The following is a 15,451-nucleotide window of genomic DNA, read 5'->3' on the forward strand; positions in this document are numbered from 1 at the left end:
CGCGATGGGCACGGGTACACGGACCGACTGGCAGGGTACCCTCACGCCCCGCGGGTGGGGGTTCGTCGCGGCCGCAGTCCTCGCCCTGATCGCGGCCCAAGTCATGGGCCGGCGGGACCTCCTGCAGCTGACCGTGTTCCTCGCGCTCGTCCCCGTCGCGGCCCTCGCGTCCAACCTGCTGTTCCGCCCCTCGATGGACGTCCGGCGGGCTCCCCGGCCCGACGTCGTCGAGGCGGGGTCCACGACCGAGGTGAGCCTGCGCCTCAAGCACAGCGGCCTCCTCGCCGGTCGCATGTCGATGGCCGAGCACCTTCCCCCCACGCTCGGCACCGGCCCGGCCTTCCTCTACCCCGGGCGGTCCGTCGCTCGGGACGGCTTCAGCAGCTATCGCTACCAGCTCGGCTGCCCGCGGCGCGGGCTGTACCGCCTCGGGCCGGTCGAGGCCCGGTACACGGATCCCTTCGGCCTCGCGGAGCGGCACAGCCGGCTCGGGGACGCGACCCGGCTCGTCGTGACGCCCGCCTCCGTCGCCCTCGCCGCCGCGGTGCTGTCCGGCACCCGGGGCGCCGAGGGCGTCGTCGCAACCCGCGTCCAGTCCACGCCGAGCGACGACGACGTCATGACCCGCGAGTACCGCCACGGCGACCCCATGCGCAGGGTCCATTGGGCGGCGACCGCTCGGCATGGCGAGCTCATGGTCCGTCAGGAGGAGTCCGCGACCTCTCCCGAGGCGACGCTCGTGCTCGACGTGCGCCGCCAGGCCTTCCCCGCCGTGGGCCACGCCCCCGGCGAAGGACACGAGTCGCCGGCTTTCGAGTGGGCCGTCACGGCCGCCATGTCCGTCGCCGCCCACCTCGCCGAGCGCGACTACTCGCTGAGGCTCCTCGACACCGCTGGCGGGCTCGCCCTCGCGCATTCGGAGTCCGCGCCCGAGCCGGAGGCGCCCTCGTATTCCGGGCCCGACGGGCTCGCCTCGATCGCCGAGGGCCTCGCCGCGATCGCGCCCCGCTCCCCCGGCCCCGGCCAGCCGGGCCACCGGACGACCGACGCCGCCGACGAGCCCGGTGCCTCGACTGCGTCCGCGGGGTTCTCCGAGCTCCTCCTCGACCGGCTCGAGGCCCACCGCTCGCGCGGGCCGATCGTCGTCGTCCTCGGCGCGACCGACGCTGCCGCCGCGTCGATGCTCGCCCCCGCCGCGGCCTTCGCCGACCGCGCCCTCGCGCTCGTCGTCACCTCCCGCCCCGGCGCCAGTCAGGCGGCCGCGGAGGTGCTCCGGGACGCCGGGTGGCGCGTTTCCGAGGCCACGCCGCGGACGGCGGTCGACGCCGCGTGGCTCGCGCTCACGGTCGACGAGCCAGACGCGCAGGGCACAGCGCAGGTCCGGAGGACGTCGTGAGGCCCCGGCGGTGGAGCCATGGCGGCGCAGAGCTCTCCCTCGCCCTCGCGGTCGTGGGCGGATCCATCGCCTACGGCGGCGTCGTGCGCGGCTACAGCTGGCTGTACCCCGTCGCCGTGGTGGCCTGCGGCGCCCTGGGCGGCGCCGCCGTCGCACGATCCCTGCGCTGGCATCCCGTGGCCGTGGCCATCGCGGGGCTCGCGGGGTGGACGGCCGCGATGTGCTTCATGTTCTTCCGCACCCAGAGCATCGGCGGCGTCATCCCGGGGCCAGAGACGCCGGGCGCGGTCCGCGAGGCGCTCGCGCAGGCCTGGGAGACGGTCGTCTACGACACCGTGCCGGCGGCGCCCAACGTCGGCATCACCGCCGTGCTCGCGGGGACGCTCGGGCTCATCGCGCTCATCGCCGAGACCATCGCCCTCTCGTGCCGGCTCCCCGCCGTATCCGGGATCGCCGTCCTCGCGGCCCTCGTCGTCCCGGCAGTCCTCAAGCCGCAGAGCGTCGGCGCGGCGGGCTTCGCCGCCGCGGCGGCAGGCTACCTCGGGCTCCTCGCGACGGCACGCCCCGACGAGGCGACCGCGCTCGGGGGCCCGCGCCCGCCCGACGAGAGCGCCGCGGCCGCCGTCTCCCCCGGCCGGGTCGCGGCCCTCGCCGCCGCGATCGTCGCCGGGACCCTCGTGCTCCCACAGGTCGTCCCGGGCTTCGACAGGGGGCTCTTCCCCGAGGGCTCGCGGCTGCGCAGCCTCGGCCAGAACGTTGGCCTCAACCCGCTCATCAGCCTCGGCAACGACCTGCGCAGCGCCGAGGGCGTGGGCGTCCTGCGCTACGCCACCGACGCGCGTGGTCCCGTCTACCTGCGCACGGTCACGGTCGAGGACTTCGACGGCGGGTCGTGGGGCCCCGAGAACCGCGACGACCAGCTCGAGTACCCGCTCGAGTCGATCTCCGCGCGCGTCTCGCTCGCGGGCGCCAGCGCGACCGCGTCGACGACGACCGTCGTCGCCACTGGCGGGTTCACGAGCCCGTACCTGCCCGCGCCGTACGCGCCCGTCGCCGTCGAGGGCGCGCGCGGCCGGTTCGGCTGGGACCCCCAGGATCTGAGCATCAAGGGCGAGCCCGCCTCGAGCCGCGACCAGTTCTACCTCGTCCGCTCCGCCATGCCGGAGCTCACCCCCGCGGCGCTGGCAACGGCCGGCGCACCACCGCGCGGGATCGGCCAGGCCGTCCAGAGCGTCCCGCGCGGCGTGCCCGGCAACGTGCGCACGACGGCGGAGACGGTCACCTCGGGAGCCGCGAGCGCGTACGGGCGAGCCCTCGCCCTTCAGGGATACCTGCGCACGTTCCAGTACTCGGAGCAGACACCGGTCGAGGACGGCTACGACGGGACCGGGATGGAGGTGCTCGAGACCTTCCTCGACAAGCGCTCGGGCTACTGCATCCACTTCTCCGCGGCGATGGCCGTCATGTCCCGCATCGTCGGCATCCCGAGCCGGATCGCCGTCGGCTTCGCGCCCGGGCGGCCCACGGGCCAGACGATCTCCGTGCCCGGCCCAGGCGCCCTCCCCGAGTTCTCGGTCGACGGCCGCGACGCCCATGCGTGGCCCGAGCTGTACTTCGAGGGCCTCGGCTGGGTTCCGTTCGAGCCCACGCCCTCGCGCGGCGTGACGCCGTCGTACGCGCTCACCGACGCGCTCGGCACCGGCACGGGCACGAACTTCGACGACCTCAACGACAGCCTCAATCCGGGCGCGATCGCCCCGACGCCGGGCGTCACGTCCCCGCCTGCGCTGCCCGGTGCCGGCGGGGCCGGGCAGGGGACGCCTTGGGTGCCCGCGGCGCTCGCGGCCCTCGCCGTGCTCGGCGCGGTGCTGCTCGCCGTCCTCCCTGCCGCGGCACGCGCCGCCCAGCGCCGCAGGAGGCTCGCGCGCGGGCTCGGCGGGATCTGGGAGGAGCTCGAGGCCGTCGGCGTCGACCATGGGCTCGCTCCGCACCCGGCAGATACCCCGAGGGCGTACGCCCAGCGGCTCGAGGCGTGGGAGGGCCAGGACGGCCGGCTCCGCCACGCGCTCGCCACCCTGACCCGCGAGTACGAGCGGCACGAGTTCGGCCGGCCCGGCTACGAGCCGGACGAGGACGCCGCCCGGCGGGCGGTCGCGGACGTCCACCGCGCCGGGCGGCGCGCCCAGCGGCCCGTGCACCGGGCCCGCATCGCCGCGCTCCCGCCGTCGTCCTTCGCCGCGCTCGCCAAGGCCTTGCGGGCCTCCAGGCGGGGGCTCACGCGGGCGGGGCGCGCCGTCGTGCGCGGCCTGACACCGCTGGCCCCCGCAGCGAGGGCTGCGGGGGCCAGGACGGCGGCCGCCTGGCGGCGGCTGCGTGGAGGGTGAGCGTCAGGCACGAGGCCCGCCTCCCCCCAAACGCCGCATCGCGACACGCTGCAATGCGACCGGCATTGCGGCGTGTCGCGATGCGGCGTTGTGGCCGGCTGCCGCTGCTACTGCGCGTAGGGGTCCGCGATGCCGATGTACTGCGTCGTCGTGTACTCCGCGATGCCCTCCGCGCCGCCCTCGCGGCCGAGGCCGGACTGCTTGACGCCGCCGAACGGGGCCGCCGCGTTGGAGATGACTCCGGCGTTGAAGCCGACCATGCCGAACTCGAGATGCTCGGCCACGCGGAACATGCGGGCGTAGTCGCGGGTGTACAGGTACGAGGCGAGGCCGTACTCGCTCGAGTTGGCGAGGCGGATCGCGTCCTCTTCGGTGGCGAACGTGGTCACGGGGGCCACCGGGCCGAAGATCTCGTTCTGCAGGATCACGGCGTCGTTCGGTACGTTCGCGAGCACCGTCGGGGCGTAGAAGTAGCCCTCGCCCTCGACCGGGGCGCCGCCCGTGGCGACGGTGGCGCCGGACTCGACGGCCTCGGTCACCAGCGCGTGGACGTCCTTGCGCGCGCCGCCGTCGATGAGCGGACCGACCTTCGAGTCCGCCTCGGTGCCGCGCCCCAGCTTGAGCGCGCCCATCGCCTCGGCGAACCTTGCCGTGAACTCCTCGGCGACGGACTCCTGGACGAGGAAGCGGTTGGCGGCCGTGCAGGCCTCGCCCATGTTGCGCATCTTGGCGGCCATGGCGCCCTCGACGGCCTTGTCCAGGTCCGCGTCCTCGAACACGATGAACGGGGCGTTGCCGCCGAGCTCCATCGAGGTCCGCAGGACGTTCTGCGACGCGTCGGCGAGCAGGCGGCGCCCGACCGGCGTCGAGCCCGTGAAGGAGATCTTCCGGAGCCGGTGGTCCTTCATGAGCGGCGCGGAGATGCCTGAGGCACTCGACGAGGACACGACGTTGACCACGCCTGCCGGCACACCGGCCTCAACGAGGACGCCAGCGAACAGCTGGGTCGTGAGAGGCGTGAACTTGGCCGGCTTGATGATGACCGTGCAGCCTGCCGCGAGGGCGGGGCCGACCTTGCGCGTGGCCATCGCGAGCGGGAAGTTCCACGGCGTGATGAGCAGGCAGGGGCCGAGCGGCTTGCGCGTCACGAGGATCTTGTTCTTGCCCTCGGGGGTGGTCAGGTAGCGGCCGTAGTCGCGCACGGCCTCCTCGGAGAACCAGCGCAGGAACTCGGCGCCGTAGGTGACCTCGGTGCGGGACTCGGCGAGCGGCTTGCCCATCTCGAGCGTCATCAGCAGGGCGAAGTCTTCGGCGCGCTCGGTCACGAGGTCGAAGGCGCGGCGGAGGATCTCTGCGCGCTCGCGCGGGGCCGTGCGGGCCCATGCGGCCTGGGCGGCGTCCGCGGCGTCGAGCGCCGCGAGCGCGTCCTCGCTCGTCGCGTCGGCGATCTCGAGGAGCGTCGCGCCGGTGGCCGGGTCCTCGACGGCGAACGTGCCGCCGCCGGTGGCCTCGCGCCACTCGCCGTTGATCAGCAGGCCGGTCGGAACAGACGCGAGCAGCTCCTGCTCGCGCTCACGGGTGACAGCAGTGTTCTCGGACACGTCGGGCTCCTTTTCGCAGCACGCTCACCGGCGAGCGTGGGTGGACTGCTTCCACGCTAGGCCCGCGCGCTTGCGCATGTCCATGTATGGCCCCACCACGATCCGAGGGCGCAACTGGACATCTGCACAATCAGCTTCCGCGGAATTCCGGGGTTTTTGCCCCCGGCTGTCCCAAGGCGAGGGGGGACGACACGGAGGCTACCGCGCTGCGAGCACCGCCGCGTACAGCTCGCGCTTGCTGGCCCCGGCCTCCTCGGCCACGAGCGCCACGGCCTCCTTGAGCCGCGTTCCCGCCGCGACGAGCGACTCGACGCTCGCGATGAGGTCCTCGGTGCGGGCGGGCGCGGCCTCGGGCGCGCCCTCCGCCACGACGGCGATCTCGCCGCGGACCTCGTGCGCCTGGGCCCACGCGGCGAGCTCCCCCGCGGCGCCGCGCAGGACCTCCTCGTACGTCTTGGTGAGCTCGCGGCAGACGGCGAGCCGACGCTCGGCGCCGAACACCTCGGCCACCGCAGCGAGCATCGCCCCGAGCCGGTGCGGCGCCTCGAAGAAGACCATCGTGCGGCGCTCGCCCCGGAGCTCGGCGAGCCGCTGTGCCCGCTCCCCCGCCTTGCGCGGCAGGAAGCCCTCGAAGCAGAAGCGGTCCGTCGGCAGGCCCGACAGCGCGAGGGCGGTCAGGACGGCCGAGGGGCCGGGGAGCGAGGTGACGGTGAGGTCCTCGGCGACGGCCGCCTCGACGAGCCGGTAGCCCGGGTCTGAGACGGCAGGCATGCCGGCGTCGGTCACGAGCAGCACGGTCCGGCCGGCGCGCACCTCCTCGAGCAGTTCCTGGGTCTTGGACGCCTCGTTGTGCTCGTGGTAGCTCACGACGCGGCCGCGCGGCCGGACGCCCAGGCCGCTCGCGAGCCGCTGGAGCCTACGGGTGTCCTCGGCGGCCACGACGTCGGCCTCGGCGAGGAACTCGACGAGACGGCGGCTCGCATCGCCGAGGTTGCCGATCGGCGTCGCGGCGAGGACCACGGCCCCGCCGCTGCCCGGGAGCGCGCGGTGCGCGCCGGCGTCGTCCGCCGATTCGGCTCCCGCGGTGGCGTGGGGATCGGGGTCGAGGGCCTCGGGCTGCTGCACGCGCCCCAGCCTACGCCAGCCACCCCGCGCGGGTAGCATGGGCCGGGATGAGCACCCCGACGCAGACCCGCCCGCCCTCGCACGGCTGGAACTCGCGCCGCGAGTGGCTCGTGGACCCCAGCCCATCTGGCGGGCGCGGCGCCGCGGACGCCCTGCGGGAGCGGCTCCTTGGCCCCCTCACGCCGTGGCGCGAGCTGGCCCGGCGCGAGCAGCTGCTCGTCTGGCTCGTGCCGCTCGCCGTGGGCCTCGTGGCGGGGATCATCCGGTTCACGTCGCTCGACCGCCCCCACGCGCTCGTCTTCGACGAGACCTACTACGTCAAGGACGCCTACTCGTTCCTCGTCTCCGGCGTGGAGCGGAACTGGGCCGAGAAGGCCAACGACCTCTTCGTCCGCGGCGACACGAGCGGGCTGCTCGAGACTCCGGAGTACGTCGTCCACCCGCCCGTGGGCAAGTGGATGATCGCGCTCGGCCTGGCGATCTTCGGGCCGGGCAGCTCGTTCGGCTGGCGCTTCACCGCGGCCCTCGTCGGGACGCTCTCCGTCATCCTCACGGCCTGGGCCGCCCACCGGCTCTTCCGCTCGCACACGCTCGCTGCCTCCGCCGGGCTGCTGCTCGCCGTCGACGGGCACCACATCGTGCTGTCCCGCACCGGGATCCTGGACATCTTCCTCTCCTTCTGGGTGCTCGCGGCCTTCTGCGCCCTGCTCCTGGACCGCGAGGACGGGCGACGGCGGCTCGCGGCGCGGCTGGGCGCGCTCGCCGGCCCGGACGGCCGGCTGGGGCCCGCGGCGCTCGCCGGAGGGCCGTGGCTCGGCGTGCGCTGGTGGCGGCTCGCCGCCGGGGTGTGCCTCGGGCTCGCCGTCGGGGTCAAGTGGTCCGGACTCGCGTTCGTCGCCGTCTTCGGGCTCCTGACCGTGCTTTGGGACGCCTCGGCCCGACGCGTGGCGGGCATCCACGGCTGGCTCCCGGCCGCAGTCCTGCGCGACGCCCCCGGCGCGTTCGCGAGCATCGTGCTGCTCGGGGCGGCCGTGTACACGGCCTCGTGGTGCGGCTGGTTCGCCTCGGACATCGGCTACTTCCGCACATGGGCGGCCGAACACCCCGACCCCGCGTGGGCCTGGATCCCCGAGGCCGTCCGCTCGCTCGCGCACTACCACGCCGAGGCCTACTCGTTCCACAGCGGCCTGTCCTCGCCGCACCCCTACGCCTCGACGCCGTGGAGCTGGCTCGTGCAGGGCAGGCCCACGTCCTTCTACTACACCGAGCCGGCGGGGGCCTGCGGGACCGACCACTGTTCCTCGACCGTCCTCTCGGTCGGCAACCCGCTCGTCTGGTGGGGCGGGACCATCGCGCTCGGGATCGCGGCCCTGCTCTGGGTGGGCCGCCGCGACTGGCGCGCCGGGGCGGTCCTCGCGGGAATCGCGGCGGGGTACCTGCCGTGGTTCCTGTACCCGACCCGGACGATGTTCGCGTTCTACTCCGTGGCCTTCGAGCCCTACCTCGTCCTGGCCCTCGCCCTCGCGCTCGGACTCCTGCTGGGCCGGCGCGCGGACCCCGCGTGGCGGCGCCAGGCCGGCCTACTCGCCGTCGGCGTGTTCCTGCTCTCCGTCCTCGCCGTCTCGGCATACCTCATGCCGATCTGGAACGCCGAACCCATCCCCTACCTCGAATGGCGCCTGCGGATGTGGATGCCCAGCTGGACGTAGGCAGCGCCGATGGCAGCGCCGGGAAGCTCCGGCGGCAGCACGAGTGGCAGGATGGGACGCGGCGCAGCGCGCCTACAGGACCGCGGGGGGCATGCAGGAAGGAGAGGGCACATGAGCGCCCAGGACGTCCACGGAACTGACTCCCCGCGACGTGAGGAGGCCACGGACGCCGTCGCCGGCCTCGACCCGTCCGTCAACGTCACGGACCTGCTCCTCGAGCGCGCCGCGTCCGCCCCCGACGCCGAGCTCTTCGCCCGCCGCACGGACGCCGGGTGGACCGCGGTCACCGCCGCGGAGTTCCTCGACCAGGTGCGCGCCCTCGCCCGCGGCCTCATCGCGAGCGGCCTCGACACGGGCGGCCGCGTGGCCATCGTCTCGGCGAGCAGCTACGAGTGGGCCCTGGTCGACTTCGCCGTGTGGTTCGCCGGCGGCGTCCCGGTGCCCGTCTACGAGACCTCCTCGGCCTCGCAGATCGCGTCCATCCTCGCGGACTCGGGCGCCCGACGCGTCTTCGTCCAGGACGCGGACCTCGCCCGCCGGGTCGAGGACGCCGTTCACGGCCACCCCCAGCTCGCAGACACGCTGCTGCCCATCACCGTCATGGCCGACGACGGCGAGGGCGCGACGCTGCGCAGCCTCGCCGGGCCGGGGCTCGGGGTGAGCGAGGCCGAGCTCGAGCGGCACCGGACGGCCGCCGGGCTCGACGCCGTCGCGACGCTCGTGTACACGTCCGGGACGACGGGGCGGCCGAAGGGCTGCGAGGTCACGCACGGCAACCTCGCCCTGCTCGCGGTGAACCTCCGCGCGCACCTGCCCTCCGTCGTCGGGCCCGGCGCGCGGACGCTCATGTTCCTGCCGCTCGCCCACGTGCTCGCCCGCGCCGTCCAGGTCACCTGCGTGGCGGCGGGCGTCGTCGTCGGCCACTCCCGCCAGGCGGACCTCGCCGCGGACCTCGGCACGTTCTGCCCCACGTTCCTGCTCGCGGTGCCGCGCGTCTTCGAGAAGGTCTATGCCGGGGCGCATGCGCGGGCGTCGCACGGGCTGCGTGCCGCCGTGTTCGAGCGCGCCGCCCGCACAGCCCGCGAATACTCGCAGGCACTCGACGACGCGGCGTCGGGCCTCGGCGACGGGCCCGGTCGGCGGCTGCGCGTGCGCCACGCCGTCTTCGACCGCCTCGTCTACGGCCAGCTCCGCGCCGCGTTCGGCGGCCGCCTGACCACGATCGTCTCGGGCGCCAGCGCCCTGAGCCCCGCGCTCGCGCACTTCTTCCGCGGGGTCGGCCTCACGGTGCTCGAGGGCTACGGGCTCACGGAGACCACGGCACCGTGCACCGTCAACACCCCTGAGGCGACGCGCGTCGGGACGGTGGGCCGCCCCGTGCCGGGCACCGCCATCCGCATCTCCGACTCCGGCGAGGTCCTCGTGAAGGGGATCGGGGTCGCCGCCGGCTACCGCGGGGCCGCGCCCGGCTCGCCCGAGTCCCAGGCCTTCGGCCCGGACGGCTTCCTCGCCACGGGCGACCTCGGGCAGCTCGACGCGGACGGGTACCTGAGGATCACGGGACGGGTCAAGGACATCCTCGTGACCGCCGGCGGCAAGAACGTCGTGCCCGGCCCGCTCGAGGAGGCGCTGCGCGAGTCCGAGCTCTGAGCCTCGAGGACGGGGACCTCACGCCGTCGCTCAAGCTGCGCCGGCAGTCGGTCCTCGCGGCGTTCCCCGACGCCGTCGAGGACGTCTCTACGCCGACTAGGACTCGGCGCCCTCAGGGACCACCGGCGCCCCGGCGCGCGAGGCGCGCCGCTTGGGCGTGGGCCAGCAGAAGATCGACACGAGCACCGAGGTCAGCAGGACCAGGACGCCGACCGTGACGGCGGCATCCATCCAGAACTGCCCCGGGAAGAGCCGGATGAGCGTGTCCTCGAGGCGGAAGGTCCACGTGCCGTCAGCGAAGAAGATCCGGTGGAACTCGGTGAAGAACTGCTCCCAGCCGAGGAAGGCGAGGACCGTGAGGGCGGCGATGAGGCCGACCGTCACGAGGGACCCGGCGAAGAGGCCGCGCCCGAACGCGCCGCGTGCCTTGCGGAGCCCGAAGAAGGCGAGGATGAAGAAGAGCAGCACCAGGGCCCCGGCCCCGTAGGCGGAGAGGACGACAAGCTTGACGTCCGCCATGTGGCTGACCTCCCCGGACGTGAAGAGCCGGTCCCCGTTCGAGAACACGAGGTCGCCGAGGTACCGCGACGAGGACAGGTTGGCGAGGTAGTCCACGGCGTAGGAGGCGTAGGTGAGCCGGTCGTCGGCGGAGAAGCCGTAGCCGTCGCCCGGGAAGCCCGGCCTGTGGTACTCGGCCCACAGGAACAGCGGGCTCGCGACGATCCGCACGGCGGCGATGAGGATCAGGAACGGGAAGAGCGCCGCCATGAGCACCTGGAGGACGCGAGGGGCGATCGGCTTGGCCCGGGCCGCGGCGTCGCGCTCGGCGCTGCGCCGCTGCACGTCCTCCTCGGGCGGGCGGGCATTGAGCATGCCCGTGGGCGAGGGTTCAATCCTCTCCGACCCGGGGGCATCGAGCCCGTCGGCGCCGGCCGCGGCCTGCCCGTCGGCCCCGCCCCTCCCGCCGGCCGGGGGTGCCGCATGCCGGCCGACGCGCGCGTCCCCGCGCATCCACTCGAAGGCGGGCTCGTCGCTGTCCTGGGACTCGTCGAACCCGGTCCCAGGCTCTGATCCGGATCGTTTGTCGGTCAACACAGTCACCGTCCAGTCACGGCCCTCCAGGGACCTCGGTCAGCATGGTCTGACTCCACCGTACCCGTTGGCCGCCGTGGCTCCCGGGCACGGCATGCACGTGTGGCCGAAGCGTTACTGTCAGCGCTTCGCGTACGTGGCCCAGTCCATGTTCCAGTCGCCCCAGCCCTCGAGCGGCTCGACGGCCGGCGCGCCCGTGTTGAGCGTCTGGACGACGTCGCCGGGCTTGAAGGTGGCGAAGAACCAGGCCGCGTCCGCGGGCAGGAGCCCGACACAGCCGTGCGAGACGTTCCGCACGCCCACATACGGGATCGCCGACTCGAGGGCCTGGTGCACATAGACGCCCGAGGTCGTGAGCCGATTCGCGTGCTCGACCGTGAGCGGCGGGTAGTAGCCCTTGTCCCCCGGCTTGAGGCCGATGCTGCCCGCGTTGAAGTTCGAGTGGCGCTGCTGCTCCATGATCACGGCGTAGCCCGTGGGCGAGAGCCAGTCGGGATCGCCGAGGGTGACGGGGAACGTCCTGACGTGGGCCCCGTCGATGAACACCTTCATGGTCTTGGTCGCGTCGTCCACCACGGCGAGCCGGGAGGGGCCGGTCGTGAAGCTCACCTCGGCGTCGAAGTTGCCCACCATGCCGCCGCCGAACTCGACGCCGAACAGCTTGAGCGAAACAGTCACCTGCGCGTTGCCCGCCCAGAAGGTCTCCGGCCGGATGCGCACCATCCTGTCGCTGTACCAGTGCCAGCGCACGGGCTGGTTGGAGGTCGAGGCCACGGTCACGGCCTTCTCGACGGCCTCCTTGTTCATCACCGGCTCGCTGAACGTGATCTGGATCGGCTGGCCCGTCCCGACCGTCGCGCCGGTGCGCGGGAAGACCGCCGCATCGGCCTCGTTCGCGGCAGTGACCGTGTGGAACGACTGCTTCTTCGTGGTCGTGCGCCCCGCGCCGTCGGCGAGCGTGAACTCGTAGGTGTAGGACATGTTGAACTCGAGGGCGCCCGTGGCCGTCCACGTCGAGCCGTCCGCGCTCGTCTCCCCCGGCACCACGGTGCCGTTCGCGTCCACGAGCCGCACGGACTCGACGGTCCCGTTGACGGCCTTGACCTGCGGGCTGATGGCCGGATTGACCTCCTGCGCGCCGTCGGTGGGCGTGACGCCGAGCTCGAGCGGCTTGATGACCGGGACGACGAGCCCCGGCTCCGTGCGGAGCGGGCTGCCGGCCTCGGACGACGGCGCGGGGCGGGCCCACGTGGGGGCGGTCGCCACGCCGGCGGCCCCGCCGAGGACGCCGACGACGAGCAGGGCGGCGAGGGCGATCTTGGAGCCTCGGCCCAGCCGCCGGCGCTCAGCCACGGGGCCTGCCCGCGGCGGCCTCGCGCCCCGGCTGCCCCGAAGGCCCGGTCCCGGCGTGTCCGTGCACAGTACGGTGCTGTCCCACAGTGCTGTCCCCCTGATCGGCTCGAAATGACTCATTCAAGCGTAAGGCAGCAGCACGCGTGCCCCGGTCACGCCCGGAATGCTGTCCGGGCACGATCGGGGCACGCCTGCGGGCGGGCGGCTGTGGGCAGCGCGCAAGGGGCGCACTGTCCTGCCCGGTTCCGCTCAGTAGCGGTAGTGGTCGGGCTTGTAGGGGCCCGCGACGTCGAGGCCGAGGTACTCCGCCTGGTCCTTGGTCAGCTCCGTGAGCTCGACGCCGAGGGCGTCGAGGTGCAGGCGCGCGACCTTCTCGTCCAGGACCTTGGGCAGGACGTAGACCCGGTTGCCGTACTCGCGCTCGGCCTCGGGCTGGTCGTGCTTGGTCCACAGCTCGATCTGGGCGATCGTCTGGTTCGCGAAGGAGTTGCTCATGACGAACGACGGGTGGCCCGTCGCGTTCCCGAGGTTCATGAGCCGCCCCTCGGAGAGCAGGATGATCGAGCGCTCCGGGCGCCCGTCCGCCGCAGGGAAGACCCACTCGTGGACCTGGGGCTTGATCTCGACCTTGCGGACGCCGGGAACCTTGGCCAGACCCGCCATGTCGATCTCGTTGTCGAAGTGGCCGACGTTGCCGACGATCGCCTTGTCCTTCATCGCGGTCATGTGCTCGGCGAGGATGATGTCCTTGCCGCCGGTGGTCGTGATGAAGATGTCGCCCTGCCCGAGCACCGACTCGAGGCGGGCCACCTGGTAGCCGTCCATGGCGGCCTGCAGCGCGCAGATCGGGTCGATCTCGGTCACGACGACGCGCGCGCCCTGGCCGCGCAGCGCCTCGGCCGCTCCCTTGCCGACATCGCCGTAGCCGCACACGACGGCGACCTTGCCGCCCATGAGCACGTCCGTCGCCCGGTTGATGCCGTCCGGGAGGGAGTGGCGGATGCCGTACTTGTTGTCGAACTTGCTCTTCGTCACGGCGTCGTTGACGTTGATCGCCGGGAAGAGGAGCTTGCCCTGCTCGGCGAGCTGGTAGAGGCGGTGCACGCCCGTCGTCGTCTCCTCCGAGACGCCCTTGATGCCCGCGGCGACGCGGGTCCACTTCTTCGGGTCACTGGCCTGGCCGGCGCGCAGGACGTCGAGGATGATCCGGTACTCCTCCGGGTCGTCCGCGGAGGCCTGCGGGACAGCCCCGGCCGCCTCGAACTCGGCGCCCTTGTGCACGAGCAGGGTTGCGTCGCCGCCGTCGTCCAGGATCATGTTCGGCCCGAGCGAAGGATCCTCCGCGGCGCCGGGCCACGTGAGGATCTGCTCGGCGGTCCACCAGTACTCCTCGAGGGTCTCTCCCTTCCACGCGAAGACCGGGACGCCCTGGGGATCCTCCGGGGTCCCGTCGCCGACGACGACGGCGGCCGCGGCCTCGTCCTGGGTCGAGAAGATGTTGCACGAGGCCCAGCGGACCTCAGCGCCGAGCGCGGTGAGCGTCTCGATGAGCACCGCGGTCTGGACGGTCATGTGGAGGGACCCGGCGATCCGGGCGCCCGCGAGCGGCTGCGACGGGCCGAACTCCTCGCGCAGGGCCATGAGGCCGGGCATCTCGTGCTCAGCGAGGCGGATCTGGTGGCGGCCTGCCTCGTGGAGGGAGATGTCGGCAACCTTGTACTCGAGGGTCATGCGTGCTCCTGGGCGGTGCTGTCGTCGTGCTGGGCGCTGGGGATGCCGGGACCGTGCTGGCCGCTGCCTGCGCTCTGGGCGGCCTGCAGGTGCTCCGGCGGAAGCAGGACGGGGATGCCGTCCTCGATCGCGTAGCGCGGCGCGGCGCCGTCGGGCCCGGGGGCGGTCGCGACGAGCTCGTCGCCGTCCTGGACGAGGGCTGATCCCGTCACGGGGCACCGCAGCACGGCGAGCAGCGAGGGGCTGAGATTCGGCATGCGCACTAGCCTACAGCCGCGTGCAGCGCGGTCGGTCCGGGCGCGAGGGCGTCCAGTGCGAGCGGTTCAGGAGGGCTCGCGCAGGAGCCTGAGGTGCCGGCGCGTCATCGCCTCGCCGGGGGCCGGCGGCTCGAGCGGGGCGCGCGGGCCGCGCTCGGCGGGCGGGGGCTCCTCGGCGGCCTGGACGGGCTCGGGTTCGCGCACGGCCTCGGCGATCGCGAGGATGTCGTCCGCTGCGACGGGGGTGCCCGCCGGGAGCGCGAGCCGCAGGACCTCCCAGCCCCTCGGGACGGTGAGGCGCTCGGCATGGGCGGCACAGAGGTCGTAGCTGTGGGGCTCCGCGAACGTCGCGAGCGGGCCGAGGACCGCCGTCGAGTCGGCGTAGACGTAGGTCAGCGTGGCCACCGCAGCCTGGCGGCAGGCAGATCGAGAACAATGGCGTAGTGGGCCCACGGCACAGAACCCTACCGCCCGCCGGGACGAACCGCGGGCATTGACCCCTGCACAGGGCCTCCGCGCCGCGCTCCCCCTGAGGTCCCGGGCCCCGCTCGGGCGGCCCGGCCGGGGTGAGCGGCTCGCCGGTCGGCCCGAGGGCGACTACAGTCGATGTATGCAGGATCGTTCGTCTCCGGCGGCGCCGCGGGAACCCCTCCCCGGGCACAGCCTCAGCATCCGGCCCGTTCCCCCCGCGGGAGAGCCGGGGGCGGGCCAGAGCCGCGGCTTCCGCAGCCGGCGCCGGAACCGGCATGGCCGGGGGCTGCGCGGCGAGATCCTCCCCGCCGTCCTCCCCGCGAGCCGGACTCGGGCCGAGCGCTTCGAGGACTGGGTCTTCGACGCCGCGGACCGGCTCCAGGACATCCGGGGCTCCGAGCTCGACGGCGTCGAGTACGCCGTCGAGGAGATCCCCCCGGGACTCGAGCAGCTCCTGCGCGACGGCGGGCGGCCGCCGCAGGGACACTTCACCCCGGGCGGCCGGGGCAGGGCCCCTCGGATCACGGTCTACCGCCGCGTCGTCGAGACCGCCGCGGGCACCCAGGCCGAGCTCCAGGACCTCGTGCACGACGTCGTCGTGGAGTACACGGCCCTCATGCTCAACGTCGCCCCCGAGACGCTCGACCCCTACTACCGCTTCCGCTGACCAGGCACCGGCTGG

At 73.7% G+C, this 15,451-nt stretch carries 12 protein-coding genes; 5 read left to right on the forward strand and 7 right to left on the reverse strand.

The features are described 5' to 3' along the window. The first annotated feature begins 4 nt into the window (after positions 1-4). Complete coding sequence (locus BV907_RS13570; RefSeq protein WP_077490278.1) at positions 5-1,396, forward strand: DUF58 domain-containing protein; 1,392 nt, start codon at positions 5-7, stop codon at positions 1,394-1,396. Then, complete coding sequence (locus BV907_RS13575; RefSeq protein ID WP_077490279.1) at positions 1,393-3,780, forward strand: transglutaminase TgpA family protein; 2,388 nt, start codon at positions 1,393-1,395, stop codon at positions 3,778-3,780. The genes BV907_RS13570 and BV907_RS13575 overlap by 4 nt, the downstream gene beginning before the upstream one ends. Positions 3,781-3,887: 107 nt before the next feature. Here BV907_RS13575 and BV907_RS13580 read toward each other — a convergent pair whose 3' ends face one another. Both BV907_RS13580 and rsmI read right to left on the reverse strand, forming a co-directional pair. Next, positions 3,888-5,381, reverse strand: a complete 1,494-nt coding sequence (locus BV907_RS13580) for an NAD-dependent succinate-semialdehyde dehydrogenase (protein WP_077490280.1) — start codon at positions 5,379-5,381, stop codon at positions 3,888-3,890. A 198-nt stretch (positions 5,382-5,579) separates the two neighbouring features. Then, entirely contained in the window at positions 5,580-6,545 is a 966-nt protein-coding gene (gene rsmI / locus BV907_RS13585; protein ID WP_077490281.1) for a 16S rRNA (cytidine(1402)-2'-O)-methyltransferase, read from the reverse strand. 8 nt (positions 6,546-6,553) lie between these two features. On the opposite strand from rsmI, the gene BV907_RS13590 reads away from it, so the two are divergent. Next, entirely contained in the window at positions 6,554-8,215 is a 1,662-nt protein-coding gene (locus BV907_RS13590) for a dolichyl-phosphate-mannose--protein mannosyltransferase (RefSeq protein ID WP_077490282.1), read from the forward strand. Between the two features lie 111 nt (positions 8,216-8,326). Continuing rightward, a complete protein-coding gene (locus BV907_RS13595) occupies positions 8,327-9,865 on the forward strand; it encodes an AMP-dependent synthetase/ligase (RefSeq protein ID WP_077490283.1) in 1,539 nt (512 codons plus the stop codon). Positions 9,866-9,961: 96 nt separating this feature from the next. Here BV907_RS13595 and BV907_RS13600 read toward each other — a convergent pair whose 3' ends face one another. The 5 genes from BV907_RS13600 to BV907_RS13620 all read right to left on the reverse strand — a co-directional run bounded on the left by BV907_RS13600 (position 9,962) and on the right by BV907_RS13620 (position 14,751). Then, positions 9,962-10,957 (reverse strand): TIGR01906 family membrane protein, encoded by a 996-nt coding sequence (locus tag BV907_RS13600; protein WP_245827980.1) that lies wholly within the window; start codon positions 10,955-10,957, stop codon positions 9,962-9,964. Between the two features lie 120 nt (positions 10,958-11,077). Next, positions 11,078-12,310: a L,D-transpeptidase gene (locus tag BV907_RS13605; RefSeq protein WP_245827981.1), complete on the reverse strand. Its 1,233-nt coding sequence runs from the start codon at positions 12,308-12,310 to the stop codon at positions 11,078-11,080. Positions 12,311-12,559: 249 nt separating this feature from the next. Then, positions 12,560-14,041, reverse strand: a complete 1,482-nt coding sequence (gene ahcY / locus BV907_RS13610) for an adenosylhomocysteinase (protein WP_077490285.1) — start codon at positions 14,039-14,041, stop codon at positions 12,560-12,562. After that, a complete protein-coding gene (locus tag BV907_RS13615) occupies positions 14,038-14,298 on the reverse strand; it encodes a Trm112 family protein (protein ID WP_077490286.1) in 261 nt (86 codons plus the stop codon). Before BV907_RS13615 ends, ahcY begins: the two co-directional genes overlap by 4 nt. A gap of 66 nt (positions 14,299-14,364) precedes the next feature. Beyond that, positions 14,365-14,751, reverse strand: a complete 387-nt coding sequence (locus BV907_RS13620; protein WP_077490287.1) for a DUF3499 domain-containing protein — start codon at positions 14,749-14,751, stop codon at positions 14,365-14,367. Between the two features lie 157 nt (positions 14,752-14,908). Here BV907_RS13620 and BV907_RS13625 point away from each other — a divergent pair, with 157 nt between their 5' ends. Next, a complete protein-coding gene (locus BV907_RS13625) occupies positions 14,909-15,436 on the forward strand; it encodes a metallopeptidase family protein (protein WP_245827982.1) in 528 nt (175 codons plus the stop codon). The last annotated feature ends 15 nt before the right edge of the window (positions 15,437-15,451 follow it).

Source organism: Sinomonas mesophila (assembly GCF_001999765.1).
Taxonomy (GTDB): domain Bacteria; phylum Actinomycetota; class Actinomycetes; order Actinomycetales; family Micrococcaceae; genus Sinomonas; species Sinomonas mesophila.